Source organism: Shewanella sp. 10N.286.52.A9 (assembly GCF_041468985.1).
Classification (GTDB): domain Bacteria; phylum Pseudomonadota; class Gammaproteobacteria; order Enterobacterales; family Shewanellaceae; genus Shewanella; species Shewanella japonica.
In genome coordinates, this window is the sequence record NZ_JBFRJQ010000015.1 from 39,601 (window position 1) to 66,557 (window position 26,957).

Consider the following 26,957-nt stretch of genomic DNA (forward strand, 5'->3'; position numbering starts at 1 on the left):
TCCATTATTCAATGTACCATCACATACATTACTTACGTCTAAAATTGCCATTACTAATAATAGGTCTTTTAGTTAAAAAATGTATGCATAATCAGGTGATTTTTGGCTGATTTTAATGGTCAACTACAAGCTTTTTAAGGAAATTGTGATGTAGATCTCATATTTATTGCGCGATTAATAATGAGTGGCCAAATCAATAGACTTTTGAAATGAATTTAGTATTGAAATTTAAAGTTATTGCATAAACATGCATTTACCTTAGTTGTGATAAATTATGTGCAAATTGGGCAATGATTGTGCAAACAGTCATGTTCATATCGAATGAGCCATAATTTCGCTTGATCATGGCAGGGGCTTAGGGGATAATCCTGCCGTTCACATTAAAAGAAGCGTTTAATGTGAAATCTATGGTGACCTTAGGGTCCCCTCGCAATGATAACTTGTGAACTCGGCCAGGCCCGGAAGGGAGCAACCGCAGCAGGTGACTCATGTGCCGAGGTGTGGCTCTAGGGGAACCTCCAAATCATCTTTTTATTATCTTCTTTATTACGTTTTATCTTTTACTAGTCAGTTTGTAATCGGTTTTTAATATTTGTATTTATTAACATCAATTATGTGTTTTCTAGGCTTGGTAATGCTGCAACTTTAGCTTTTGCTTCAGCCTCTTCTTCGGCTAAACGTCTTTTTAAGTTCGATTTTAAAAATTCTCTAGACTTCTCTAATGCGGCCTGTATTTCTTTTTTCATATTTTGAAGTTCATTATAATCTTCAAAAAAATACGTATCGACTAGATGTCTGATATAGCGAACAGGCAGCTGATTTAACGTCACGCAGCATAAGTCGGCAAGGTATTCTTCTGGCAGTTCCTCCATTAACCCTTCATCTCTTAATATTTCCATTAATAAGACTTCATAATAATTGCGAATATCAACCTGCATAATTTACTCCGATGGCGCTACTTTTATATCAGTTTGCAACTAGATTGAGTTGGCTGCAATAAAAAGTTGGCTATGGCGTTGGGTTAATTCAGTTTCATCGCGGCTATAACCACCACCGATAACTGCCGCGATTGGGATTTGAGCCTTTTTTGCTGTAGATAAAATTATTGTATCTCTGGCTAAAATTCCAGCGGTTGAAATGTTGAGATAGCCTAGATCATCGTCAATGTGGATATCTACGCCTGCATCATAAAGGATTAAATCTGGTTGATGGATATTAATAAGGTAGGGAACAACTTCTGTTATTGTCTCGATAAATTGATCATCATTGGTATATTTGTGAAATTCAACATCGTGATCTGATTTTGCTTTTCGCGCTGGGAAGTTTTTAAGGCAATGAAATGAGCAAGTAACAATATTAGTATTATTACTGGCTAATGTGGCAGTGCCGTCTCCTTGGTGTACATCACAGTCAATGATTAACACTTTACTGGCTTTACCTGAATTGATCATAGTCGATGCGGCTAATATCAAATCGTTGAAAATACAGAAGCCACTACCGAAATCTTGGTGGGCATGATGGTAACCACCACTTAAGTGTAAAGCGACGCCATTTTCGATTGCCAATTTAGCGCAAAGTACAGTGCCATTAACTGCATGTAAGGTTCTGTCTACTAATGATTCACTCCAAGGGAAACCAATCCGCCTCATTTGTTTTTTATCGAGTGTGTTAGCTAAAAAGCCATCTACATAATCGGGATCATGAACTTGTTTTAGTTGGTCTATGCAAATTTTAGTAGGAGAGTGAAAGTCTTTTGTATTGGCTATGCCGCTTGAAATTAAATATTGCTGTAATAATTGATATTTCGTGGTTGGAAAGCGGTGCGCACTCGGTAACACCAGCTTAGAGTAGCTGGTGTGATAAACAAGTGGTATGCCCAAATGTAAAACCGAAAGCGCAGAGGGGATGAAGAAAAGTTATAGCTGTTTAATCGCCCAGCTCATAAATTCTTTACGAGTTTCTTCATCAGCTTGAAGCCACCAATATTGAAGCATTTGCTCAGGATGTGTCCCTGTTTGGCTATTGGCGTTAACTTTTGCACTGCCTGTTTTAGTCGTGTTAACTTCATTTGCACTAGCGGCTACAGCAGGTGCCGTTGCTGCAACAGTCGCACTGGGTGCAACTTTAGCGACAGGTAAAGATTTTGTATTACTATCTGTTGCTGAAGCAGACAAGGTATCAATATCTTCGCCTTGATTACCGTTGAACAAATTGGAAATAAAACTACTCTCTTTATATTCTGTTTGAGTTACTGTATATGATACTGCGCCGTTATCTTTTCGAGAAATTACGACTTGAGGGTCTTTGGCAAAGGCTTTAGGCTTTTTGACATAGTCGCCGTCGATAGGCTTTAACTGATACTCGTAATCGCCATCAACCTTGATATCGATAATAAATGGTGAAGATTTAATAAAACTCTGGCTATCACTGAAATCATCATCAACCATATCATGATAACGAATTGCAATTTTGTGCTGGCCGTTATCTAACTCAAGGTTAGTTTTATGCGAGAACATATTGGTATCAATTTCTTTGCCGTCTAAAGCAAGATATTCAAAAGACATAGGAATGGAGAGATTTGCTGCAATAACAGAAGTTGAAGTGACAAAAGCCAGTAATGTCGCACTCAGCGGCAGTGTAAATTTCATTGTTGCTCCTTAACGATTTGTATTTCGATTCGGTCGTTCAAACATTTGAATCCTATCTTCAATATAGCTAATTGCTTGACGGCACTTTCCTAATCTGCGGTGCAGAGAAAGGATTTCATTTTGTATCGTGATTTTGTCAGCACTGTGACAGTTTGCAAGCTTAGTTTCCATTTCTGCAATTTTTTGTTCAAAAGTTGTAGCCCAATTCAAATGTTTATTAAGCTCTTGGTAAATCTGGTGGCTATTTTTCATCACATTGTTAGCTATCCATGCAAACCCACTGTCGGCATGTTGCTGCTGTTGTTTCTTCGCATATCTAGCACGGTTGTTGGCACGTTTTTGTTCAGCTGTTTTTACATTAATATTGGTTGTCACTAAAGCTCGACGTAATGCAGTAAAGCGGTCTTGTATTCTTTGGCAACTTAACTCGATAATTTTGATGTCTAATTTTAGAGAAAGTTGCTTTTCTAATTGAACAATATCTTTTTTAAGTTGTTGGATACAGGGTGTGAGCTGAGCACCTTGCTGAATAAATAATTGCGAATTAAATCTTTCAATGTCTTGCAGCATTTTCTTCTGTTGTGAAGGCAATTGCTGGTCATGATTTAACGCATCTCGTTCAAGTGTATTGAGCTGCTGCTTTAATTGATGAATTAGTTGATTTGTATTTCTCATAACCATGCGGTCCAAGCAAGATTAGCTGCAATTGCTAGTACGACGATAATAAAGAGTGGTTTGACAAAGGGAATTCCGAATCGTATTGCTGATTTCGCGCCAATGAATGAGCCCGCCATCATACACACCCCCATCCATAGACCCAGTATCCAGTCAACTTCACCTAAAAGGGCAAAAATAATGAGTGCAGTGACATTACTGACAAACGTCATGACCCTAGCAAGGGCACAACTGTTTAATAAAGGTAGCTTGTGCAGCCTGATACTACTTACTGTCCAAAAGGCACCAATGCCAGGACCAGCAAAACCATCGTAGCAACCTAGTAAAGTCCCTTGAGCTGCTTGTTTCGTTTTACACGGCGATTGGGTGGGCGCTACAGAAATATTATCTCCCATTGCTTTTGGACTGAGTAAGGTATAAAACGCGATGCTGATGATAACCAATGGAAGAATTTTTTCGAGCCAAGCGGCGTCGATTAAATAAACTAAAATGCTGCCTAATACAGCACCTATAAAAGTGGTTATAAAGGCGGTTCGCCAAAATCTAAGTTTGATGAGTTGCTGCTTATAATAAGTATATCCAGCGGTCAATGAGCCGAAACATGCTGCCAGCTTATTTGTGCCTAAGGCTAAATGAGGCGGAATGCCCATAGTCAGTAGTGCGGGAATTGATAGCAATCCACCACCTCCTACTACGGCATCAATAAAACCAGCGACTAATCCAATAACAGCCAAAAACGCCCAATGGCTAGGATCTAACAGAAATTCCAAATAAATACCTATTCTATAACTTTACGAAATGGCGGAAGGGCATCAAGTAATGATTTACCATAACGCTTAGTAATAAGACGCCTATCTAAAATGGTGACGCGACCATAATCATCTTCTTTACGGAGTAATCTACCACAACTTTGGATCAATTTGCGTGATGCATCTGGAATGGTGAGCTGTAAAAATGGATTACCACCTTTACTCTTAATGTATTCTGCATGCGCTTGTTCAACTGGTGAAGTTGGCACTGCAAAGGGTAATTTGGTAATAATCAGATTGGTAAGATAATCACCGGGTAAATCTAACCCTTCTGAAAAACTTCCTGTACCGAAAATAATACTGGGCTTACCTTGGTCACAGCGGAGCTTGTGCTGCTCTAAAATTTGTTGCCTTGGCATGGTTCCTTGCACAAACAGCTGGTCTTTGGCAATTTTGCCATTGACCTTATCTGTTACTTTTTCCATTTGCCAATATGAGGCAAACAGTACTAATGTCGCCATTTCATCTTCTACGAGTGCGATAACTTGTTCTGCTAGTTCATCTGTAAAAGCATCTTCAGTGGGCTCATTTTCCATTTGTGGAATAAACAATGTCGCGTTATTTTGATAATCAAAGGGCGATAACAAGGCTAAAAAACGACTACCATCATTTAGGGACAACCCGACTTGGTGAGCGAAATGATTGAAATTATTTAAGGCTCTTAATGTTGCGCTACACAATATAACGCCTGCAGCTTTTTGCCAGAGCATATGCTCAAGCATAAAACCGACCTCAATTGGAGATGCACAAAATAGGTAATCTTGTTGTTTACCGGTAATGAGCTCTGCCCAGCGAGCCATTGGCGCCCCTTTTTTGGAATCCTCTTTTGCGAGCATTTTCCAGAGTTTTGCGAGATTTTCTAACCTTTGCAGTATAAAGCCGGCCTCTGATAAAGCAGCTTCTGATTGATGCTTTGGTAGTTCACCATCTTTGATTGCTTCATTCAGTACACTTTGGATCTTGGTAAATTGTTTTACTGCAAGATTTGATGTAGTTGCTAAGTTTTCTGCTTGTATTAGTAAAGATTCTGGAAGCTTGCCATTTTCGAATCGTAAACGCGTTTCTGGGTTGGCAAAAAGTTTAGGCTGTGTGTCGCAAAAATGGGCAACTTGATTAAGCTGAGTCACTAAATCGCCAATGTGATCGAGCATTGCTTGCACAGGGGCAATAATATGTGTGGTTTTAAGTTGATTTTGAAGTTTGGAGCAGGTCTTTGACGCCTTTTCAAGCCAATCACTCGCCCCCCTCAATGTTGCTTGAGCACTTGAAAAATCTCTTGCTACCGTCGGCAAGTGATGAGCCTCATCTATGACATAAAACATGTCTTCAGGTTCTGGCAAAATCACGCCACCGCCTAACTCTAGATCGGCAAACAGCAAACTGTGATTAACAATAAGTACATCCCAGGTCTCGACATCTTCACGAGCTTTATGAAAAGGGCAGTGATGATGGCTCGACATTTGCCGATGACAACTGTGCTTATCACAGCAAATTTGCTGCCATAAAAAGTCAGGAATAGGCTTTTTTAATGTATCAATCTCGCCGTTCCACTTATTGTCGTTAAAATCTTGATGTAGGGCTTTGAGGAGATCTATTTGACTTTGATCTGGTTTAGTTTGCCACATTGCCATCTGAGATGTGTCTTCAGGACCTATCATGGCAGCGAGTTTAGCTAAACATACGTAACGCTGGCGGCCTTTAACTAAACCGAATTTAAAATCAACGCCAGATTGTTGCAAAAAGAAAGGTAAATCCTTGTGCAATAACTGCTCCTGCAAGGCTACTGTTGCTGTCGCGATACAGACCTTTTTCTTACTTGCCAAAGCTAATGGAATCGTTCCGAGAATATAAGAAAGGGATTTACCAATACCGGTTCCTGCTTCACAAACCATAATGCGTCGTTGTTTATCATAGTCACCAGCTAGGGTTTTTGATATTTCTGCCACCATAAAGTTTTGCTCTCTGCGAGAACGAAAATTTGGCATCGCAGTCGCAATATCTTTATAGATAGTGCGGATCTGGGTTTTGATATGATCCGTTAGCATGTAGGGTCCATTAGCAATCTTTACTTACTAATTCTGTATTAGCTGTTATATGCTGTACATAATAACAGTGATTTTAGTTGTTCGAAATATATAATCTAGCTAAAAGCTAAGCGAAGACTTTTAGCGACAGGATTCAAATCGGATAATGAAGGGCTCGATCTTAGATGTTATGAATATCTATGGCTATGACCTTATTCAGTTAATCACACTCAATATGTAAAGTAATCTTGTTAATCCATGGACACTCAATTGCAAAAAAACACCCTAAAAGGGCTCGTACTCACCCGACACGCCATTTATCGACATGGCCGATTACTATTGCAGTATTTTATAAAAACAGCTGACGGTCCTGCAATCATTGAGGTGGAGCAGTTTGATGTTATTTGCTTTTGTAAGCAGATAGATTCTGAGTTCATTTTAAGTCATTTTAGTACTGGTATAAGAATTGAGCCGGTAAGCCTAAAAAATTTTAATTACGAAGATGTTTCTTGTGTTTATGTAAAATCAACAACGATGTTAAAACAGGTGCTGCGCATTGCTAATGACGCTGGTATTGAAATTTATGAAGCAGATATTAGACCTGAACAACGTTTTTTAATAGAAAGATTTATAGCATTACAAGCTGAATTTGCCATTAGTGCTTCTTTATCACAGCTGCCGTATAACACTGATAACCATCCAAGGACTCACACTTACTTAGCAAGCAAAGCCAGAAGAACAGAAGTTAATGTGCCTGTCTCAATGGTGTCTTTAGATTTTGAATGCAGCCCAACTGGTGAATTGTATTCTGTTGGTTTATATGGTTCACATTCAGCGCTAGATGAGCAAACCGACCTTTATCAGAAAGTCATCATGGTAGGAGAGTCTGAATCAATAGATAACAAAAAGTTTGATAGCGACAAATTAAGCGATGATGACATTCACTGGGTGAGCGATGAAGTCTCATTAATTAAAGCTCTGATAACTTGGTTCAAAGAGTATGACCCTGATGTCATTATTGGCTGGGCGGTGGTGACCTTTGATTTGGCGCTACTGTATAAGCGTTGTCAAATACATCAAATAGCATTATTAATCGGTCGCGATGAACAAGCGCTGACTTGGAAGGTGGAAGATAAGTATCGTCCTGAGACACTATCGCTGCCTGGACGGGTTGTACTTGATGGTATTGATTGGATAAAAGCGGCTTTTTATCAATTCGAGCGTTATTCACTAGAGCATGTTTCTCAGCACTTATTAAACGAAGGCAAAGCCATTGATCATGTTGAAAATCGTGAGCAAGAAATATGTCACCTTTTTGAGCACAACAAACAAGCATTAGCTTTTTATAACTTAACTGATTGTAGGTTAGTGTGGGATATCTTTAAAAAGACCCAATTACTGGCTTTTGCATTAGAAAGAGCAAAATTAACGGGTCTTGAGTTTGGGCGAGTAGGTGCCTCGGTCGCTGCATTTAATAACTTGTACTTACCGCATCTTCATAGAAGTGGTTTTGTTGCACCAGCGAGAGCGGCCAGCAATGGTTTAGAATCTCCAGGTGGCTATGTCATGGACTCCATTCCAGGTTTTTATAAAGATGTATTAGTCCTCGATTTTAAAAGTTTGTACCCTTCAATAATACGTACCTTCTTAATTGACCCTAAAAGTCTTGTTGAAGCAAAATTCAACCCTTTAGAAGATGATGTTGACGGCTTTTTGGAAGCTAAGTTTAATCGTCATAATGCAATTTTACCTGGTCTTATTGCTAGTCTTTCTTTGCAAAGAGAAAAAGCAAAACAAGATAATGATAAACCTCTTTCTCAAGCAATTAAAATTATCATGAACTCTTTATATGGCGTTTTAGGCTCAAAAGGGTGCGTTTTTCATGACGCTAAACTGGCAAGTTCTATCACAATGCGTGGCCATCAAATTATGAAACAAACGAAAGTTTGGATTGAAGAATTGGGTTATAAGGTTATTTATGGTGATACTGACTCAACATTTGTATGGTTGGGTGAAAAGCATCAAGTAAAAGATATCAACAAACTGGGAGAGCAACTAGCACATGATATGACAGTTAAGTGGCAACAGCGTTGTCTGGATGAATACGTTTTAACTAGTCATTTGGAGCTAGAATTCGAAAGTCATTTTAGTCAGTTTGTTATGCCGACCTTAAGAGGGTCAGAAGCTGGCAGTAAAAAGCGTTACGTCGGCGCATCAAAGGATGCCGAAGGGCAACTCTCTCTTACATTCAAAGGAATGGAGCAAGTAAGAAGCGATTGGAGCCCGTTAGCAAGAAGGATCCAATACCATTTGTATTTTTTATTGTTTTCTAATGGTGACGTTAAATCTTATCTATACGAGCAACTTGAGCAATTGGCTTTGGGGCAATTCGATAATGAGTTGATATTTAGAAAACGATTGAAACGTCATGTAGAAGAATATACAGCTAAATCCTCACCACACGTTAAAGCTGCCATTAGGCTTTGCCAGATCACAGGTGATAAGAATAAAGGTAGAAGAGGAGCATTAATTGAGTACCGAATGACATTGAATGGTGCTCAGCCTATTACTGCTGTAAATGAGTCAATAGATTACGACTATTACATCGAAAAGCAGATAAAGCCGATAGCGGAGCCCGTTTTAGCCTTATTAGGGGAAGGGTTTGATAGTCTTAGTAGTCATCAGATAATGTTAATTTAGTGTTATTTGATATTGCGTTTGTGGTTATTCGTTACTATTTTTGAATAGTTTGGTAGTTGATTGTACTGTTTGATGTGTGTATTTAGTATATTCATACGGAAATTGCGCTCATTTCTTTGTTTCGTGATATTTCAGCATGCTAGCCTTTGTTGAAAGGATAATACAAACAAAATGGACTGTTACCAGCAACAATGATGAATTTAAAATGGGAAGGTTTAGCTCGATGAAAAAGACTTTAATCGCTTCGACACTAGCAGCAGTGATGTTCGTACCAACAGCTTCAGCAATTGAAATCTATAAAGATGACAAGAACTCAGTAGAAATTGGTGGCTTCATTGATGCACGTGTTTATCACGGTCAAGACACTACAGAAGTAGTCAATGGTGCATCACGCATTAACTTTGGTTTTGATCGCCAAATGGGCGATGGTTGGAATGCGTTTGCTAAACTAGAGTGGGGCGTAAATCCATTTGGTGACAGTGAAATTATTTATAACAATGACCAACTTTCTTATGAGAATGGTGACTTCTTATCGAACCGTTTAGGCTATGTAGGTGTAAACCATGATACATACGGTACGCTGACGATTGGTAAGCAATGGGGTGCTTGGTACGACGTCGTTTATAACACTAACTACGGTTTTGTTTGGGATGGTGATGCTTCTGGTACTTACACATATAACAAAGGTGATGGTTCTGTAAACGGTACAGGTCGTGGTGATAAAACGGTTCAATACCGTAATGCATTTGGTGACTTCAGCTTTGCAGTTCAAGCTCAGTTAAAACAAGATGAGTTTGATGTATTAGAAGATGGAAGTATTGGTGACGAGCCAGTGGCTCCGTTGATCAGTGCTCAGCAAACTGTTGCGACAATTGAATATAACAACACTTATGGCTTAGCCCTTACTTACCAAGCTACCGATAATTTTGTTGTGACTGCCGGTGTGAACGTTGGTGAGTTCAAAGGTGAAACTGTCGAAAACGAAAAAATCGAAGAAACTGACATCATTTATGGCTTTGGTTTGACATATGGCGGTGGCTGGGATGCTGAAGGCTTATATGCTGCTGCAAACTACAGTAAACAAGAATTCCACGATACTGACAATTTAGGTCGCTTAATTTCTGAAGCATATGGTGTTGAGACGTTAGTATCATACCGCTTTGATAACAACATCCGTGCATTTCTTTCATACAACATCTTAGATGCTGGTGACGAATATAAAGCAGAATACAACGGTGATACTTTCAAACGTCAATTCACGGTTGCTGGTTTGCATTACATCTGGGATGCCAACACTGTAATTTATATTGAAGGTCGTATTGATAGTAGTGACTTCAGTGGTAGTGAAGAAGCTGCTATGAAATTATCAGATGATGATGGTATCGGTTTCGGTATCAGATATACGCTTTAGTAGTTTAATCACTGATAAAAAGCACCCGAAAGGGTGCTTTTTTTTTGTTTAGAATAAAAAAGATGAAGTTAAATGTTAAAACTTTGTACCAATAAGTATGTATTTCACCATTTACAATGAAATGAGGCTGTTTAAATATCGTTCATTTGAAAACAAAATGTTAATAAGTTTAGTTCTGATTGGTAATAAATAAAACTATTACCTATCAATATCTTATTGTTTAGTGGTAGTTATATCATCTGATACTGTCCACTAAAATGGACAGATTAACTACCATTATCAAGTAAACTCTCGTTATGTTAATGAAACATATGTTGAATTAATGTTTCATTTGTGATTTTATTGCTCTTGAAATGTAGTAGCGGTGTAATTCGCACACATTCACCAGCTTGGTTTTACCGAGTTTGGAAAATAAGAAAGATATAAGTCCAGGGAGATTGACAATGCATAAGAATTTATTAGCTAAATCAGTGCGTCTAGCAATGATTAGCGGTGCGGCTGCGGCGGCATTCACCACTCCAGTAGCATTTGCTGCTGAAGAAGGTGAAAAAGTTGAACGCATCGAAGTTACCGGTTCACGAATCAAACGTGTTGACATGGAAGGTGCTAACCCTGTCCAAGTTATTACGCGTGAAGATCTTGTTGAATCAGGTATTTCTAACATCGGTGATATCTTACAAGAAATTCCTGCAGTTGCTGGTGCAGCAACTAACACTGCTATTAACAACGGTGGTTCTGGTGCAGTACGTGTTTCTTTACGTGGTTTAGGTAGCGCAAGAACATTGGTACTTGTTAACGGCCGTCGTATGGTTAACTCAGGTACTGGTGCTAACGCATCTGCTGACTTAAGTACTATTCCAGTTGCAATCATTAAACGTGTTGAAGTGTTAAAAGATGGTGCTTCAGCTGTTTATGGTTCTGATGCAATTGCTGGTGTTGTAAACATCATCACTCGTAATGATTTTGAAGGTTTCGAAGCTAACGTTTCTTATGACGGTTCTACTGAGAACTGGGATGGCGAAACTAAAACTATAGATTTCACAGTTGGTGTAAGTAGTGACAAAGCAAATGCGGTAGTAAGTGCATATTACACAGAGCAAACAGAGCAAATGTCTGGTGACCGTGATTGGTCAGCTTTTGAATATGACTTAAACCCAGCCACTGGCGAGTTAGATAAAGGCGGTTCTTCTGCGCCACCATGGGGTCGTTATAACGGCGTAAATAATGGCATTGATGACGCAACTTGTAATTCATTTACTCATGGCGCAGCTAATGGCCCTGGTCAATCTGATCCTTCTGATTTCACAAACCCTACAGGATATGATTGCTGGGATTGGGATAAAGATACTTATAACTATGCACCTGCAAACTATCACTTAACGCCTCAAGAGCGTTACGGTATGTATGCATCTGCTGAATATCGCTTTAATGATTCTGTGCGTTTCTTCTCAGAAGTCTCATTTAACCGTCGTACATCTAAAACTAAACTTGCTCCATTACCATTAGCACCTCTTGCATTCTTCGGTTGGACAGATGCAACTTATTCTGCTGACAACTATTGGAACCAACAGTTAGGTCCTAAGAATGACAATGGCGAGACAGTTGATATTGCTGATTGGCGTCGTCGTATGGTTGAAACTGGTGGACGTGATTCAACATTCGAAGTTGATACTGTACGTGGTGTATTTGGTATCGCTGGTGAGTTTGCTGACACTTGGGGTTATGAAGTGTCTTACGTTTACGGTCAAAACTCATCTAGCACAGCCGGTGCAGGTGGTGTTAACTTTGAAAAAGTTAGCTTAGCTGTAGGTCCATCGTTTATGGATGCAAATGGCGATATTGTTTGTGGTACTGCTGATGCTCCTATCGCTGATTGTGTTTCTTTAAATACATTTGGTATTCCAGGTACAGATACTCAAGTATCTCAAGAAATGCTTGATTATATTACGTTCGAAGCACATGACTTAGGTTCTAATGAACAAACAGTGTTAAGTGCTAGTGTATTTGGTGATGCATTCGAGCTTCCTGCTGGTCCAGTAGGTATGGTATTTGGTGCTGAGCACCGTGAAGAAGAAGGCGCAGATTTACCAGATGCATTAATTGCACTTGGTATTACTAGTGGTTCAAGCCGCCAAAAAACTCAAGGTAGCTACGAAGTTGATGAGCTTTATGCAGAAATGAACTTCCCATTACTATCTGGTGTAGTTGGTGCTGAAAGCTTAGAAATTGATGGTGCTATCCGTTATTCTGATTACAGTACATTTGGTGACACAACTAACTATAAACTTGGTCTTCGTTGGCTTCCAATTGATGGATTAATGTTCCGTGGTACTGTTTCTACAGCATTCCGTGCACCTTCTACGAGTGAGTTGTTCGCTGGTAACTCTGATAACAGTCCTTTAGTTTCAGATAAGTGTGCTACAAACCCGACTCCTTTCTGTATCGCTGATGGCGTTCCAGCTGGCGGTTTTGAGCCTATTGGTGACCAACTATCTTCAACTCTAGGTGGTAATGAAGATTTAACACCTGAAGAGGCAGATACTGTAACTATCGGTGCTGTTTGGAGCCCAAGTTTTGTTGATAATTTATCATTTACACTTGATTACTGGGATATCGATTTAGATAACGCAATTTCTACAATTGGTGAACAGTTAATTCTAGATAAATGTGCTGAAGAAGGTACTTATTGTGACTTAATTACTCGTTATGGACCTGAATTCCCAGGTTTATATGGTAACTCAAGTGATATTGATAATCGTAACATTAACGTGGGTGGAGTACATTCATCAGGTTATGATTTCAATGCTCAATACAGTATTGAAACTGGTATCGGTGATTTAAGCTTTGTTCTAGATACTACATACTATGACACATACGAAATCACTCAAGCTGATGGTTCAACGATTGAAAACGCTGGTTGGTTCCGTCGTACAAGTGGTGATGGTAACTTCCCTGAGTGGAAAACTAACTTCAACATTAACTTAGCACAAGATAACTGGTCAGCTAACTGGAAGATCCGTTACATTGGTGAAGCATTAGAGCCATTTGATGCTAACAATGATGGTTCTACAGATCTTGATGATTTAAGTGATTCTCGTACAGTTGATAGTCAAACGGTACATGATGCACGCTTTACTTATTACTTTGATAACGTAAGTACTACTATTGGAGTCAGCAACGTATTTGACCAAGACCCACCATATGCGGCGACTGGTTTCAATGACAATACTGACCCACGTACATATGCTACAACTGGTAGACACTTGTACTTAGGTGTTGGCGTTAAGTTCTAAAATTAGTTTTTAAATAAATTTAGTAAGTAAATCTGATAGACATGGTTTGAAAAAACCATGTCTTTTTTCAATTTAATGGAGTAAATCATGGATAAATTTACAGCTTTAATCTTGTTGATTTTATTATCTGGCTGCGCAGCACAGAATACTGATGATACCGTCAGTTACAATGATGAAGACTTAATATGTGAATATGTAGCGAAAACAGGGAGTAATTTGAAAAGAAAAACTTGTATGACGCGCGAGTTATCAGACGAACTTAGAAAAGAGAGTGAACAAGATTTACGAGAAGCATGGAGAAAAGGGCAAACACAAGCTCATACTAATATATGATCAATCATTTTTTTGACAAAAATCCTAATACGATCTCGTATTGGGATTTTTTGTTTTTATATTTATATTAGTTTTATTCTATTTTAGATGAACTTAGTTATTTACCTTATAAATTAAATGACTTAATAATTGATAAAATTCAAGCTAGTCACCAAGATTCCAACTCTATTTCAGTCTCACTTTGCTTAAAAATACAACGTTCGACTAATCAAGAGCATTTAACACGTCTTTCCAGTAGTTTTTGATGTTCTCAAATGTTGACACAGGTCAACATTTTGTGAAATGATGCGAGCGGGTCTATGCCTTAGCAGGTATAGAATAGGGAAGAAAAAACTAACAATCACAAGAGAAAGATAGACTTAGCAGTATCAGTCAGGATTAACAATATAATCCTAGTTGTTACTCATTAGTTAAGCTTTCTAAATCACTATAAATTGGTTGGGAACTATGTCCAAGGTAAGCAATAGAACAAAAATCGCTACTGCACTTGTTGGCGCGCTTGCATTAGCTAGCAGCAACTTCGTGATTGCAGATCCTCTAAGCGATGTACAAAAAGCTGATAGCAAAATTCATGCTGATGCAGCTGCATCTCAAAACAAAGTAGATAAATATTTTGATCAAGCACAAGACATGCTTTTCGAGTATGGCTCAGTAGCTGACGAACGTGAATCACTAAAATCTTACAACGATTACGTTGCAGGCTTAGTTGCAGACCAAGAAGCAACAATGAAACTGATCCAAGACGATATCGACGGTGTTGATGCTCTTAGACAAGGTGTTGTTCCTTTAATGTTTAAAATGGTTGAAGCATTAGAGCAATTTATTGCTTTAGACTTGCCATTCAATCAAGACGCACGTGAAGCTCGTGTTCAACGCTTAAAAGATACTCTTAACAGCGCTGAAGTAACACTAGCTGAAAAATATCGTCTAATTCTTGACGCATATAACATTGAACGTGAATACGGTTCAAAGTTAATTGCTGAAACAGGTCAATTAGAGCTAGATGGCAAAGAAGTCTTAGTAGATTTCTTAAACTTTGGCCGTGTTAGCTTATATGCGCAAAGCCAAGACCAAAAGTCGGCTTGGATGTATAACGAAGAATCTAAAAGCTGGGATAAGTTAGAAGATAGCTATCTTCGTAACTTAAGCAAAGCAATTAAACAGGCTCGTGGACAAGGTGCTCCTGATCTATTCGCCTTACCAATCCCTGCTGCGGAGGCTGCGCAATAATGAAAAAGTTTATTACTACAGCAATCGTTGCTGCAACTTTGTCTCTAACTTCAGGAATGGTTAGTGCTGCTGATGCACCAAAGACGATTGACCAATTATTAAAACAAGTACAAACAGATCGTGCTAACGCGAATAAGACTAACAAAAAGCGTGAAGCTGAATTTTTAAATGAGCGTGGCGATAAAGCCGCTCTTTTAAAACGTGAAAAAGCGGCTTTAGCTGCTGAAGTTCAACGTGGTAAAGATTTAGCTCAAGCTTTCACTGACAACGAACGTAAAATCGCTCAGTTAGAAGAAGATCGTAAAATTGCTTCTGGTGACTTAGGTGAAATGTTCGGTGTAGTTAAAGGTGAAGCTGGTGATTTCGCAGGTAAGTTAGTTGCTTCTAACATTACTGCTCAGTTCCCAGGCCGTGACGCATTTATTGCTGAACTAGGTGCTCGTAAAGAACTTCCAAAAATTGACGAGTTAGAGCAATTCTGGGAAGCACAACTTTTTGAAATGGTTGAATCTGGCAAAGTTGTTAATTTCGACGCTGAAGTAACAGGTTTGGACGGTAACGTTCATACAACTACAGTTACTCGTGTTGGTGCATATAACTTACTTGCTGATGGCCAATATGTTGTTTACAACGCTGATTTAGGCTTGATTCAAGAACTATCTCAACAACCTGGTAGTGCACAAGTTTCTAGTGTTAAATCATTCACTAGCGCAACTTCTGGTTACGAAAAATTATTCGTTGACCCGGCTCGTGGTGTTCTACTAAGCGTGTTCACACAAAAAGCGACTATTGAAGAGCGTATTGAAGCTGGTGGACCAATTGGTTACATCATTATCGGTATTCTTGTTCTTGGTGCGTTGATTTCTATCGAACGTCTAGTAACGCTTTACATCGTAGGTTCACAAGTTAAAGCACAACGTAAGAACATCGATAATCCTGGTAACAACGCGTTAGGTCGTGTACTTAAAGTTTACCAAGAAAACAAAGATGTTGATGTTGAAACACTTGAACTTAAGCTTGACGAAGCTATTCTGAAAGAAACACCAGCTTTAGAAGCTCGTATTTCAATCATTAAAGTACTGGCAGCTATCGCTCCAATGATGGGTCTACTAGGTACAGTAACTGGTATGATCGCAACCTTCCAAACAATTCAATTGTTCGGTACAGGTGACCCTCGCTTAATGGCTGGTGGTATTTCTATGGCATTGATGACAACCGTTCAAGGTCTAGTTGCTGCACTTCCATTGATGCTTATGCATGCAATCGTTGTAGCTCGTAGTAAAACAGTTGTTCAAGTTCTTGAAGAGCAAAGTGCTGGTATTATCGCAGTACATGCTGAGAAGAGGGCTGACTAATGATGCTAATCCTGATGGATGTTTGGGACTCTGTCAGGGGCTTCATGGCCACCGGAGGAGATATCCTCTGGTTGGTTGCAGGTGTTTTATTCTTAATGTGGGTATTGATGCTCGAGCGCTTTTGGTACGTCAATTGGGTAGCACCAAAAGAGCATAAAGGCATTATCGACTTATGGAATAATCGAGAGGATTCTACCTCTTGGTATGCGCACCGTATCCGTGAAGCTTGGATGTCCCAAGCAAAACAAGATATGAATGCTCGTATGCTGATGATCAAAACCTTAGTAGCAATCTGTCCTATGATAGGTCTACTAGGAACCGTAACCGGTATGATAGCAGTGTTCGATGTGATGGCAGTTCATGGTACGAGTAATGCTCGTATGATGGCGGCTGGTATTTCAATGGCAACCATGCCAACGATGGCAGGAATGGTTGCAGCATTATCTGGTGTATTTTTTAGCACTCGATTAGATGCAAAAATGAAAATCAGTCTTGAAAAGCTTAAAGATAGCTTGCCGCACCACTAGAGAGAGTATTTAAAATGGCACGTAAAAAGCATTTAAATGTAGAAGAAGAAGCACAAGTAGATATGACTCCGATGCTCGACATCGTATTCATTATGCTTATCTTCTTTATTGTGACGACTTCGTTCATTAAGCCATCAGGCCTTGATTACAAGAAACCTGAAGCTTCTACGGCGACACAACAAAAATCTGCGAACATCTTTATTGGTGTTAGTAAGACTGGCGTTATCAAAATGGAAAACCGTCAGGTTGACATTGAGCGTGTAACAGCAAACGTTGAGCGTATGTTAGCTGAAGCACCTGAAGCGGCGGTATTAATCGAAGCAGACCAAGAAGCCGAACATGGCCTTGTTGTTAAAGTAATGGACAACGTTAAGAAAGCGGGTATCGATAAAATTTCGATTTCAGCGGGGAAAGACTAATATGCTGAGAGCAATAGTATCACTCATTTTAGGTGCTGCTGTTACTTTCGCCTTGTTTATCTTCATGGCCTTCTTGGTCGGTGGCGGCGCTAAGCGCGCCGACACCAAAACTGATTCTCCTATTATTGAGATCAGTATGGAGAAGCAGGATACGAAAGTTCAGGATAAGCCAAGGGTCAAACCTAAGCCGCCAGCGCCACCTGAGCAACCGCCTAAGCCGGAAACTACTCCGCCAGATACGTCATCAGATATTGATACGAATATGGCATTTAACATGAGTGGTGTAGTGGCTGGTGGTGCGAGCACAGGCTTTAAACTCGGTAATATGATGACGCGTGACGGCGACGCAACACCAATTGTACGTATTGATCCTCAGTACCCAATTGCTGCTGCTCGTGATGGTAAAGAAGGTTATGTACAACTTTCGTTTACTATTAACGAACTAGGCGGAATCGAAGACGTTAAAGTTATAAAAGCAGAACCTAAGCGTATTTTCGACAGAGAAGCAGTTAGAGCTCTGAAGAAATGGAAATACAAGCCTAAAATCATTGATGGTAAGGCGATGAAGGTTCCTGGCATGACAGTTCAACTTGACTTCACTCTAGATAAAGGAGGTAGATAATGCGTAAAGTAAATACAATAGCTAGTGCATTAATGCTGACTTTATGTAGTACTTCTTTATTGGCTGTTTCAACCGCGCAAGCTGCTGAAAAATGTCCAATCGAAGAGCGTCAATCAAGAGCTGTTGGTGCAAGTGCTGGTAAAAAAGTTCAAAGAGCATTTGAAAGATATACAGAAGGTCAACTTGACGAAGCCATTGAGATCTTACTCGAAGTCAATACAAAAAATGATTTCGACAAAGCTTATATTGGTCGCATGATTGGCTCTTTCTATGCTGAAAAAGGTCAAATGAGTACCGCTATTAAGTACTTAAAGACTGCTGTAGATGCTGATATTCTTGGTGGTACAGATCACGCTGCAACATTACGTTTGTATGCTGATTTATTACTTCAAGAAAAACAGTTTAAGGAAGCGATTCCTTACTACTACAAGTGGATGGATTTTACTTGTAAAGTTGACCCAATAGTATACCGCCGTGTTGGTATTGCTTACAGTGAACTTAAGCAGTGGGATAAAGTACTTGAAGTGGCTGACAAAGGTCTTTCCTTGATGGAAAAACCTGATAAAGGCCTTTATCAAATGAAATTGACTTCATACTTCAACCAAAAGAAGTATAAAGAGGCTGTAAAAGTACTAGAGATTATGGTGCCTTTATTCCAAGACGATAAACGTCTATGGGTTCAGCTTGCTCAGTTCTATTTGATGACTGAAGATTATACTAAATCTTTAGCAACTTATGATTTAGCTTATAAAAATGGTTTTCTTGAGACAGATGGTAACATCACTCGTTTAGCTCAACTTATGTCGCAAAATGGTGCGCCTTATAATGCTGCTAAAATTTATGAAAAGCATATGAAGTCTGGTTTGATTAAAGAGTCTGAAAAGTCTATTAAAATCTTAGCTGGTTTCTATCATAACGCTAAAGAGTTCAAGCAAGCAGCTAAACTATATGGTCAAGCTGCTGAGTTAACAGGAGATGCTGAGTTATACCTTAAACAAGGTAAAATCTTAGCTATCGCTGAACAGCCTAAAGCTGCAATTCCAGTGTTTGAAAAAGCACTTGCAGCTGGTTTAGACGAGCCAGGTGATGCTGAACTTGAGCTAACGTTAGCTCACTTAAGCCTAAAGCAATATAAATCTGCTTATAAACGTGCAAATCGAGCTGCTAAACACAGTAAGACAAAACGTAGCGCAAATAGCTATATTTCTTATATCAAAGAAAAAGCACGTATCAACAACATTACTTTGTAAGTTTGTTGATATCGAAAAGCCCCTTATGGGGCTTTTTTTTTACTTTTCATTTATGGTTTATGTCTTAGGTAACTTGTTATTCTAAGTTACAATTTATCGTTAGAGATATTCACTAAATTTAGATAAATTACACATAATAACTACAAAGTATCGGATCATTTTTTGGTAATACGTTTATTACCATCCATAGGGAAATTATTATGCAAAAAACGCTACTCGCCGTATCAGTTTCATCACTTATGTTGTTGCAAGCTTGCAGTGAACCCGAAGCAACCTCAGCTCCTGCTAATACTGTGACAACAGAAACTGCAGCCAAAGCGGTTACAGAGCAATCAGCTGAAGATATTTACAAAGCAATGGCTGACAATTATTTTAATGATGTACTTGCTTTAGAGCCTATCTACGCAACCTATGTTGGTGTTAATGATTACAATGACCAATTTGGTGGCGCGTTAACAGAAGAATATTTAAAACAGCGTCATGAGCTGAATTCAAAATACTTAAAACAAGCCAAAGCAATAGATGCTGATAAGTTACCTAAAAATCTGCAACTCAGCTTCGATATGTTTATTTATGATAGGCATATGGATCTTGTTGCTGAAAGTTATCCGGAACATTTCATGCCGATGAATCAGTTCTATAGCACTGTGATTAGCATGGTGCAATTGGGTAGTGGTGAAAGTGCGCAACCTTTTAAAACGGTAGAAGATTATCAAAACTGGTTAGGTCGCTTATCTGGCTTCATCAATTGGGTTAAGTTAGCTCAAGTAAGAATGGATGAAGGTATTAAGAGCAAAGTTGTACTGCCTAAAGTGCTTGTAGAAAGAATAATTCCACAACTTGATGCTCAGTTAGTTGAAACTGCCAGCGATAGTTTATTTTACACGCCAATTTCGTTTTTACCTGAAGATTTCAGTGACCAAGATAAAGCTGCGTTAACCAAGGAATATACTGCCCTTATCCAAGATGAGCTTCTACCGTCACTGACCCAATTAAGAGATTATTTTAAAGACACCTATTTACCGCATGCTCGCGCATCTGACGGTTGGTGGGGATTACCGAATGGTAAGGAATGGTATCAGACATTAGCTAATCGTCACACAACAACGACCATGCCTGTTGACGAAATCCATCAAATTGGTCTTTCTGAGGTAAGTCGAATTTTATCTGAAATGGATAAAGTGCGAGAGCAAGTTGGTTTTGAAGGCGATTTAACAGCATTTTTTGCATCGCTATCAAGCGAACCTGAATATTTCTTTGAAGATAGACAAGGTTTAATTGATGGGTACATGGCATTAAAAGACAGTATTAATAAAGAGCTGCCTAAGTACTTTAATGTCATGCCAAAAGCTGACTACATTGTTAAACCTGTTGAAAGCTTTAGAGAAAAGTCAGCAGCAGGTGCTTCATATCAGTCGCCTGCAGTTGATGGTTCTCGTCCGGGTGTGTTTTATATCAATACTTATAATTTGAAGGCTCAACCTAAATGGGGTATGACGACTTTATCACTGCATGAAGCAGCTCCCGGACATCATTTCCAAATTGCGATTAAGCAAGAGTTAACTGGAATCCCTGAATTTCAACGTTTTCAAGGCTATACGGCATTTGAAGAAGGTTGGGCGTTATACGCTGAGTACTTAGGTATAGAAATGGGGTTATTCAAAGACCCGTATCAATATTTTGGTAAATTATCTGATGAAATGCTAAGAGCGATGCGTCTTGTTGTTGATACAGGCTTACATTCAAAAGGTTGGAGTCGTGAGCAAGCTATCCAGTATATGAAAGATAACTCTCCAATGGCAGAATCAGATATTGTTGCTGAAGTTGAGCGCTATATGGCGATTCCCGGACAAGCACTTTCGTATAAGATTGGTCAGCTTACTATATTAAAATTACGAGCCGATGCAGAGTCAGAATTAGGTGACAAGTTTGATCTTAAAGGTTTTCATGATCAAATCTTAACCACTGGTTCATTGCCTATGGCTGTGATGGAGAAAAAGATTGCACGTTGGGTCGAATCTGAATTGGCAAAATAACGAATAACTGTTAGCTTGTTAGTTGAATATATATAGGGAGTTTTACTCCCTATATTTTTAGCAATTTTATCTACAATTAGTAGGAGTACATCATGGTACAGGCAACTGCACGACACCTTTTAGTTAGCTCAGAAGAGCAATGTGAGCAATTGAAACAAGAAATTCTAGCGGGTGCCGATTTCGCTGAAATTGCAAAAGCAAATTCTTCATGCCCATCTGGAGCACAAGGTGGAGAGTTAGGTTCTTTTGGGCCAGGAATGATGGTTCGTGAATTTGACGAGGTTGTTTTTAGTGCGCCATTAAACGAAGTTCAAGGACCAGTGAAAACACAATTTGGGTATCACCTTCTTGAAGTAACAAGCCGCGGTTAAATTAATTCTTAATCGTCGAAGGCAGCTTTGGCTGCCTTTTTTATTTTTTGTTACTCAATAAATTTAATCAATGGAATTGATAAATGATTGCATTATATACAGATAGGTTAGTCATTAGAACAATTCAGCAAAACGACTGGTCAAATGTGCTAGCAATTAATTCTGATCAAACTGTGTTAACACATATTCGGCCTGTTACCTCTACTGCGGATATTGAGTCGACTTTTAAGCAACGGTTGGAACCATGGTCATACGATTCAGGTGAGTGGTTAACCTTAATCATTGAAACAATACAAGATAAGACGTTTGTAGGCTTAACCGGTTTTTATAAAGAGTCCGACGCGATGAATCGTGCTGAAGTAGGCTACTTAATAAGTCCAAACCAACAAGGTTTAGGTTACGGTACTGAAAGTTTAAAAGCGGTTATCGATTGGGGAATACACGAATTCAATATTCAAAAGTTTATCGGTTATTGTGCTGTCGATAACATTGGATCGGCTCAGGTAATGCGCAAGTGTGGATTTATCCAAGAAGGGTTATTAAGACAGAACCATAAGATTGGTGACAGGCAAATAGATGAATACCTGTTTGGATTGCTTCAATCTGATATTAGGATTTAAACAATCAAGTTTAAATGAAATAAATTGCGAATTTTAAGCCATACATAAATAAGCCATAAAATCACTTCTTAAACTCGGGCTTTTATCACATAATTACCAATACAATTGAAAACTATTCTCGTTTCCACTTATAAAACATGATCTAGGTAAAGGTATTGCGTAAATGTCTAATATAAAATTAATCAATTATAAAATTTTGCACGCAAGGTGGATGTCTAATGAAGCTCAGTGAACTCAATCCTGGGGATACGGCTAAGATCGCTGAAATCGGTCAACTTTCTTTACCTCAAACAGTAAAGCGTAAGTTGTTATCTATGGGGATTACACCTCATACAGCGTTCACAATGTTACGCCGAGCACCAATGGGGAGTGGTGTAGAGTTAGAGTTACGCGGTAGCCGTTTATGTATGCGTCGCGATTTAGCAGATATCATTGAGGTGGTAGTAGCACATGACTAAAGAATTTCATTGCGTCACTGTAGGTAATCCAAATGCAGGTAAATCAACTTTATTTAATGCATTAACAGGCGCGAATCAGCAAGTTGGTAACTGGTCAGGTGTTACAGTTGAAAAGAAAACAGGCTATTTCACGTTAGATAATACCAATGTTTATCTTACTGACTTACCAGGTATTTATGACTTGCTGCCAGCTGGCAATAGTTGTGATTGCTCCCTTGATGAGCAAATTGCTCAACAATATTTAGCAGATCAAAGAGTTGATGGGATTATTAACCTTGTTGATGCAACTAACATTGAACGCCATTTGTATTTAACTGTGCAACTAAGAGAACTTGGTGTTCCTATGGTTGTGGTGTTAAACAAAATCGATGCAGCTAAAAAGCTTGGTATTGAAGCGGATATCGAACGAATGAGCCAAGAGTTAGGTTGCCCTGTTGTTGCCGTTTGCTCTAGAGACGAATCAGATATAAAGCAAGTTCAAGATCAAGTGCTGAGTTTATTGAAAGGTGAGGTCACTGAATCTCCGCTGGTACTAGATTACGATGAGTCCATTGAGTCCGGTGTTAAAACGTTACAACAACATGCTGAAAACTTGAGCCGTGGTCGTGCACTAGCCATGCTAGGTAATGGCAATGGCTGTGGACAATGTGATAGTACCAGCCTTAAAGATGTAGTAAACAACTGTACTCAAATCGCTGAGCAGTCAGGTACCGACATTGAGGTACTTGTTGCCACGACAAGGTTTGATTTTGTTCAAAAAGTATTTGATGCATCAGTGAGCGTCGGTGAGCATGAAAGTGCAAGCGACAAACTAGATAAAATCATTCTTCACCCAGTGCTTGGTGTGCCAGTCTTTTTGCTGGTGATGTACTTAATGTTCATGTTTAGTATCAACGTTGGTAGCGCCTTTATTGATTTCTTTGATATTACTGCTGGTGCAGTATTTGTCGACCAATTTGGCGCCTTATTAGAATCTATTGGCTCACCTTTGTGGTTAGTAACTATTTTGGCTGGCGGTATTGGTCAAGGTATACAAACTGTGGCAACCTTTATTCCAGTTATTGCCGCATTGTTCCTCGCATTGTCAGTACTTGAAGCATCTGGTTATATGTCTAGAGCTGCTTTTGTCGTTGATGGTTTAATGCGTCGTATTGGACTGCCTGGAAAAGCGTTTGTTCCAATGATTGTAGGGTTTGGTTGCTCCGTTCCTGCCATTATGGCAACACGTACACTAGGCAGCGAGCGAGAAAGAATTGTCACAGGCATGATGGCACCATTTATGTCTTGTGGTGCTCGTTTGCCTGTATACGCCTTATTTGCTGCAGCATTTTTCCCAGAGTCGGGTCAAAATCTTGTATTTTTACTTTACATCATTGGTATTTTAGCCGCAGTTGGTACCGGCTTATTACTGCGTAGTACAGTGTTGCCAGGTACCAGTAGTGCTGTGGTGATGGAATTACCAAGTTATGAAATGCCAAAGGCGAAAGCGGTTTTTTCACGTACGACCAAACGTACAAAAAGCTTTATCCTAGGTGCAGGTAAGACGATTGTTATTGTTGTCACACTACTGAACTTTGTGAATGCCATTGGTACCGATGGTAGTTTCGGTCATGAAGACAGTAAAGAATCGGTATTGAGTGTACTGAGCCAAAAAGTCACGCCGTTTTTCTCTCCTATGGGAGTAGAGCAAGATAACTGGCCGGCAACAGTAGGTATTATTACAGGTATCTTTGCTAAAGAAGCCGTTGTTGGAACGCTTAACAGTTTATATTCAGATCCAACAGAAGGTGATGAAGAGCTTGCAAGTCTATCTGAAAGCTTCTCAGAAGCATGGGATACCATTCCTGAAAACTTATTCGGCATTGCACCAGAAGATCCATTGTCGATTGATGTAGGTAATGTAGAAAATATCGATGAAGCTGCAGAAGAGCAGGGGGTTGATCGTTCAACCTTCAGTGCACTACAAGCGGGTTTTAGCACTAAGGTTGCTGCTTTTGCTTACTTGTTATTTGTTTTGCTTTACACACCATGTGTTGCAGCAATGGGAGCATTAGTCAATGAGTTCGGTTCTAAATGGGCGCGTTTTGCAGCGCTATGGACCTTTGGTTTAGCATATGGCAGTGCCACTGTTGTATATCAAGGTGCAAATATAGCCAAGCACCCTGTTCAATCAATTGGCTGGATTTCATTCTTCAGTATTGCATTGGTTGGGTTTTATTTCTGGCTTAAAAAGCAGGGTAAGAAAAATCAACAGATTATTCCTGATGTGCGAGTCATTACCGAATAAGCATAAATAATGTTCAAATCAAAACCAGCATTTTAGTAAATGCTGGTTTTTTGTTTTCTGATGATTATTTTTATCAAACAGGCATTGTAACTCACGTAAAACTGTAGGATCATCGAAGGTCTGAAAATTTAAACCGTGCACTAAGAGGAACTCTATGAGTCAAGTGGACAACGAAGTACGTCCAAGTAACTTCATTCGTAATATCATTGATGAAGACTTAAAAAGCGGAAAGCACGATAGCGTGCATACACGTTTCCCGCCGGAGCCAAATGGTTTTTTACATATTGGTCACGCAAAGTCTATTTGTTTAAATTTTGGTATTGCAAAAGATTATCAGGGTCAATGTAATTTGCGCTTTGATGATACGAACCCAGAAAAAGAAGATATCGACTACGTTCACTCAATTCAGGATGACGTACGCTGGTTAGGGTTCGATTGGGCGGGTGAAATTCGTTATTCATCTAACTATTTTGATCAACTTCATCAATATGCGTTGGAGTTAATTAATAAAGGGCTTGCCTATGTGTGTTTTTTGAATGCAGAAGAAACACGTGAGTACCGTGGTACGTTGAAAGAGCCAGGTAAAAATAGTCCTTACCGTGATACCAGTGTTGAAGAAAACTTAGCGCTGTTTGAAAAAATGCGCTTAGGTGAATTCAAAGAAGGTGAGTGCGCTTTACGTGCTAAAATCGATATGGCTTCACCATTTATGTGTATGCGTGATCCCGTTATCTATCGGATCCGTTTTGCACATCATCATCAAACTGCTGACAAATGGTGCATTTATCCAATGTACGATTTTACGCATTGTATCTCAGATGCTATCGAAAATATCACTCACTCTTTATGTACATTAGAGTTTCAAGATAACCGACGTCTATATGATTGGGTATTAGATCATTTAGATGATTTCAATCAACCAAACCGCACGCGTCAATATGAATTTTCAAGACTAAACCTTGAATATACCTTGATGTCGAAGCGTAAATTAAATGACTTGGTTGAAAGAAACTTAGTGAATGGTTGGGATGACCCTAGAATGCCAACGATTGCTGGACTTCGTCGTCGTGGCTATACTCCTGCATCTATTCGTGAGTTTTGTCAGCGTATTGGCGTAACAAAACAAGAAAACTTGATTGAAGGTGGGGTGCTTGATGCCTGTATTCGTGAAGAGTTAAATGAGCATGCACCACGAGCAATGGCTGTATTAAAGCCAATTAAAGTGATAATTGAAAATTATCCTTCGGATTCACCAGAAACAATCAATGCCCCTATGCACCCGAATAAGCCTGAGATGGGTACTCGTAAATTGGCATTTGGTAAAGAATTGTTTATTGATGCTGAAGATTTCCGTGAGTCTGCAAATAAGCATTTCAAGCGTTTAGTGTTAGGTAAGGAAGTTCGTTTACGTAACGCTTATGTGATTAAAGCTGAACGTTTCGATCAAGATGAAGACGGTAATGTGACTACTGTTTACTGTACTTACGACAATGAGACATTAGGTAAAAATCCTAGCGATGGTCGTAAAGTAAAAGGCGTGATTCATTGGGTTGAAGCTTCAACGGCTAAGCAAGCAGAGTTCCGTCTTTACAATAGATTATTTACTGAAGCAACGCCTGCAGCATTTGATACTGTAGATGAGGTGATTAACCCTGAATCTTTAGTTGTCGTAAATGGTGTTGTTGAAGCAGGTCTTGTCAATGCTGAAGTTGAGAAGGCTTATCAATTTGAGCGAGAAGGTTACTTCTGTGCAGATAACAAAGATTCAACAGCTGAGCATCTAGTTTTCAATTTAACAGTGCCTTTACGTGACTCTTTTGCATAAATTATAAAATGACATGTTGTCATATTTAAAAGCCAAGGTGTTGACCTTGGCTTTTTTGTTTTTA

At 39.2% G+C, this 26,957-nt stretch carries 22 protein-coding genes and 1 other RNA gene; 17 read left to right on the forward strand and 6 right to left on the reverse strand.

Translation table 11 applies throughout. The annotated features are described in order from the left end of the window. Positions 1 to 416: 416 nt before the first annotated feature. An RNA gene (gene ffs / locus AB4128_RS12665) (signal recognition particle sRNA small type) lies at positions 417 to 513 on the forward strand. A gap of 98 nt (positions 514 to 611) precedes the next feature. Here ffs and AB4128_RS12670 read toward each other — a convergent pair. The 6 genes from AB4128_RS12670 to dinG are packed head-to-tail and all read right to left on the reverse strand — an operon-like array spanning position 612 to position 6,177. Continuing rightward, positions 612 to 938 (reverse strand): late competence development ComFB family protein, encoded by a 327-nt coding sequence (locus AB4128_RS12670; RefSeq protein WP_065108397.1) that lies wholly within the window; start codon positions 936 to 938, stop codon positions 612 to 614. A gap of 39 nt (positions 939 to 977) precedes the next feature. Then, positions 978 to 1,880 carry a histone deacetylase gene (locus AB4128_RS12675; protein ID WP_119969662.1) on the reverse strand — a complete coding sequence of 301 codons (903 nt, stop codon included), beginning with the start codon at positions 1,878 to 1,880 and terminating at the stop codon, positions 978 to 980. Positions 1,881 to 1,916: 36 nt separating this feature from the next. Continuing rightward, positions 1,917 to 2,648: a DUF2057 domain-containing protein gene (locus tag AB4128_RS12680; protein WP_372037885.1), complete on the reverse strand. Its 732-nt coding sequence runs from the start codon at positions 2,646 to 2,648 to the stop codon at positions 1,917 to 1,919. Between the two features lie 9 nt (positions 2,649 to 2,657). Further along, a complete protein-coding gene (locus tag AB4128_RS12685; RefSeq protein ID WP_372037887.1) occupies positions 2,658 to 3,323 on the reverse strand; it encodes a primosomal replication protein in 666 nt (221 codons plus the stop codon). After that, complete coding sequence (locus AB4128_RS12690) at positions 3,320 to 4,093, reverse strand: TSUP family transporter (RefSeq protein ID WP_065108394.1); 774 nt, start codon at positions 4,091 to 4,093, stop codon at positions 3,320 to 3,322. The genes AB4128_RS12685 and AB4128_RS12690 overlap by 4 nt, the downstream gene beginning before the upstream one ends. 8 nt (positions 4,094 to 4,101) lie before the next feature. Beyond that, positions 4,102 to 6,177 carry an ATP-dependent DNA helicase DinG gene (dinG, locus tag AB4128_RS12695; protein ID WP_055023904.1) on the reverse strand — a complete coding sequence of 692 codons (2,076 nt, stop codon included), beginning with the start codon at positions 6,175 to 6,177 and terminating at the stop codon, positions 4,102 to 4,104. A gap of 237 nt (positions 6,178 to 6,414) precedes the next feature. Between dinG and AB4128_RS12700 the strand changes: the two genes are divergently transcribed. The 16 genes from AB4128_RS12700 (at position 6,415) to glnS (ending at position 26,893) form a co-directional block, all read left to right on the forward strand. Continuing rightward, positions 6,415 to 8,856 carry a DNA polymerase II gene (locus AB4128_RS12700; RefSeq protein WP_372037889.1) on the forward strand — a complete coding sequence of 814 codons (2,442 nt, stop codon included), beginning with the start codon at positions 6,415 to 6,417 and terminating at the stop codon, positions 8,854 to 8,856. Positions 8,857 to 9,079: 223 nt separating this feature from the next. Then, a complete protein-coding gene (locus tag AB4128_RS12705; RefSeq protein WP_080915417.1) occupies positions 9,080 to 10,267 on the forward strand; it encodes a porin in 1,188 nt (395 codons plus the stop codon). Between the two features lie 443 nt (positions 10,268 to 10,710). Next, the gene (locus tag AB4128_RS12710; RefSeq protein WP_372037891.1) at positions 10,711 to 13,560 is read left to right on the forward strand and encodes a TonB-dependent receptor; all 2,850 of its coding nucleotides are present in this window, start codon (positions 10,711 to 10,713) and stop codon (positions 13,558 to 13,560) included. An 87-nt stretch (positions 13,561 to 13,647) separates the two neighbouring features. Beyond that, positions 13,648 to 13,893: a hypothetical protein gene (locus AB4128_RS12715; protein ID WP_055023900.1), complete on the forward strand. Its 246-nt coding sequence runs from the start codon at positions 13,648 to 13,650 to the stop codon at positions 13,891 to 13,893. A gap of 447 nt (positions 13,894 to 14,340) precedes the next feature. Continuing rightward, positions 14,341 to 15,123, forward strand: coding sequence for a DUF3450 domain-containing protein (locus tag AB4128_RS12720; protein WP_055023899.1), 783 nt, complete (start codon positions 14,341 to 14,343; stop codon positions 15,121 to 15,123). Further along, positions 15,123 to 16,478, forward strand: a complete 1,356-nt coding sequence (locus tag AB4128_RS12725) for a MotA/TolQ/ExbB proton channel family protein (RefSeq protein ID WP_055023898.1) — start codon at positions 15,123 to 15,125, stop codon at positions 16,476 to 16,478. The genes AB4128_RS12720 and AB4128_RS12725 overlap by 1 nt, the downstream gene beginning before the upstream one ends. Then, positions 16,478 to 17,005 (forward strand): MotA/TolQ/ExbB proton channel family protein, encoded by a 528-nt coding sequence (locus AB4128_RS12730; protein WP_080915420.1) that lies wholly within the window; start codon positions 16,478 to 16,480, stop codon positions 17,003 to 17,005. The genes AB4128_RS12725 and AB4128_RS12730 overlap by 1 nt, the downstream gene beginning before the upstream one ends. Positions 17,006 to 17,019: 14 nt before the next feature. Further along, positions 17,020 to 17,424, forward strand: a complete 405-nt coding sequence (locus AB4128_RS12735; RefSeq protein WP_055023897.1) for a biopolymer transporter ExbD — start codon at positions 17,020 to 17,022, stop codon at positions 17,422 to 17,424. Between the two features lies 1 nt (position 17,425). Further along, positions 17,426 to 18,046 (forward strand): energy transducer TonB, encoded by a 621-nt coding sequence (locus AB4128_RS12740; RefSeq protein WP_055023896.1) that lies wholly within the window; start codon positions 17,426 to 17,428, stop codon positions 18,044 to 18,046. Continuing rightward, complete coding sequence (locus tag AB4128_RS12745) at positions 18,046 to 19,296, forward strand: tetratricopeptide repeat protein (protein ID WP_055023895.1); 1,251 nt, start codon at positions 18,046 to 18,048, stop codon at positions 19,294 to 19,296. The genes AB4128_RS12740 and AB4128_RS12745 overlap by 1 nt, the downstream gene beginning before the upstream one ends. Before the next feature lie 200 nt (positions 19,297 to 19,496). Then, on the forward strand, positions 19,497 to 21,332 hold the full coding sequence (locus AB4128_RS12750; protein ID WP_372037895.1) for a DUF885 family protein: 1,836 nt from the start codon (positions 19,497 to 19,499) through the stop codon (positions 21,330 to 21,332). Positions 21,333 to 21,424: 92 nt separating this feature from the next. Next, the gene (locus AB4128_RS12755; RefSeq protein ID WP_055023893.1) at positions 21,425 to 21,703 is read left to right on the forward strand and encodes a peptidylprolyl isomerase; all 279 of its coding nucleotides are present in this window, start codon (positions 21,425 to 21,427) and stop codon (positions 21,701 to 21,703) included. Between the two features lie 83 nt (positions 21,704 to 21,786). Next, complete coding sequence (locus AB4128_RS12760) at positions 21,787 to 22,323, forward strand: GNAT family N-acetyltransferase (RefSeq protein ID WP_211028231.1); 537 nt, start codon at positions 21,787 to 21,789, stop codon at positions 22,321 to 22,323. Positions 22,324 to 22,541: 218 nt separating this feature from the next. Further along, on the forward strand, positions 22,542 to 22,781 hold the full coding sequence (locus tag AB4128_RS12765) for a FeoA family protein (RefSeq protein WP_055023891.1): 240 nt from the start codon (positions 22,542 to 22,544) through the stop codon (positions 22,779 to 22,781). Then, the gene (gene feoB, locus AB4128_RS12770) at positions 22,774 to 25,068 is read left to right on the forward strand and encodes a Fe(2+) transporter permease subunit FeoB (RefSeq protein WP_372037898.1); all 2,295 of its coding nucleotides are present in this window, start codon (positions 22,774 to 22,776) and stop codon (positions 25,066 to 25,068) included. Before AB4128_RS12765 ends, feoB begins: the two co-directional genes overlap by 8 nt. A 154-nt stretch (positions 25,069 to 25,222) precedes the next feature. Next, the gene (glnS, locus tag AB4128_RS12775) at positions 25,223 to 26,893 is read left to right on the forward strand and encodes a glutamine--tRNA ligase (protein WP_372037900.1); all 1,671 of its coding nucleotides are present in this window, start codon (positions 25,223 to 25,225) and stop codon (positions 26,891 to 26,893) included. The last annotated feature ends 64 nt before the right edge of the window (positions 26,894 to 26,957 follow it).

Coding starts and splice junctions, on each gene's coding strand:
- AB4128_RS12725 (WP_055023898.1), top strand. CDS start 15,123: ATGAAAAAGTTTATTACTACAGCAATCGTTGCTGCAACTTTGTCTCTA.
- dinG (WP_055023904.1), bottom strand. CDS start 6,177: ATGCTAACGGATCATATCAAAACCCAGATCCGCACTATCTATAAAGAT.
- glnS (WP_372037900.1), top strand. CDS start 25,223: ATGAGTCAAGTGGACAACGAAGTACGTCCAAGTAACTTCATTCGTAAT.
- AB4128_RS12715 (WP_055023900.1), top strand. CDS start 13,648: ATGGATAAATTTACAGCTTTAATCTTGTTGATTTTATTATCTGGCTGC.
- feoB (WP_372037898.1), top strand. CDS start 22,774: ATGACTAAAGAATTTCATTGCGTCACTGTAGGTAATCCAAATGCAGGT.
- AB4128_RS12685 (WP_372037887.1), bottom strand. CDS start 3,323: ATGAGAAATACAAATCAACTAATTCATCAATTAAAGCAGCAGCTCAAT.
- AB4128_RS12720 (WP_055023899.1), top strand. CDS start 14,341: ATGTCCAAGGTAAGCAATAGAACAAAAATCGCTACTGCACTTGTTGGC.
- AB4128_RS12740 (WP_055023896.1), top strand. CDS start 17,426: ATGCTGAGAGCAATAGTATCACTCATTTTAGGTGCTGCTGTTACTTTC.
- AB4128_RS12705 (WP_080915417.1), top strand. CDS start 9,080: ATGAAAAAGACTTTAATCGCTTCGACACTAGCAGCAGTGATGTTCGTA.
- AB4128_RS12700 (WP_372037889.1), top strand. CDS start 6,415: ATGGACACTCAATTGCAAAAAAACACCCTAAAAGGGCTCGTACTCACC.
- AB4128_RS12750 (WP_372037895.1), top strand. CDS start 19,497: ATGCAAAAAACGCTACTCGCCGTATCAGTTTCATCACTTATGTTGTTG.
- AB4128_RS12745 (WP_055023895.1), top strand. CDS start 18,046: ATGCGTAAAGTAAATACAATAGCTAGTGCATTAATGCTGACTTTATGT.
- AB4128_RS12730 (WP_080915420.1), top strand. CDS start 16,478: ATGATGCTAATCCTGATGGATGTTTGGGACTCTGTCAGGGGCTTCATG.
- AB4128_RS12710 (WP_372037891.1), top strand. CDS start 10,711: ATGCATAAGAATTTATTAGCTAAATCAGTGCGTCTAGCAATGATTAGC.
- AB4128_RS12760 (WP_211028231.1), top strand. CDS start 21,787: ATGATTGCATTATATACAGATAGGTTAGTCATTAGAACAATTCAGCAA.
- AB4128_RS12735 (WP_055023897.1), top strand. CDS start 17,020: ATGGCACGTAAAAAGCATTTAAATGTAGAAGAAGAAGCACAAGTAGAT.
- AB4128_RS12670 (WP_065108397.1), bottom strand. CDS start 938: ATGCAGGTTGATATTCGCAATTATTATGAAGTCTTATTAATGGAAATA.
- AB4128_RS12680 (WP_372037885.1), bottom strand. CDS start 2,648: ATGAAATTTACACTGCCGCTGAGTGCGACATTACTGGCTTTTGTCACT.
- AB4128_RS12755 (WP_055023893.1), top strand. CDS start 21,425: ATGGTACAGGCAACTGCACGACACCTTTTAGTTAGCTCAGAAGAGCAA.
- AB4128_RS12765 (WP_055023891.1), top strand. CDS start 22,542: ATGAAGCTCAGTGAACTCAATCCTGGGGATACGGCTAAGATCGCTGAA.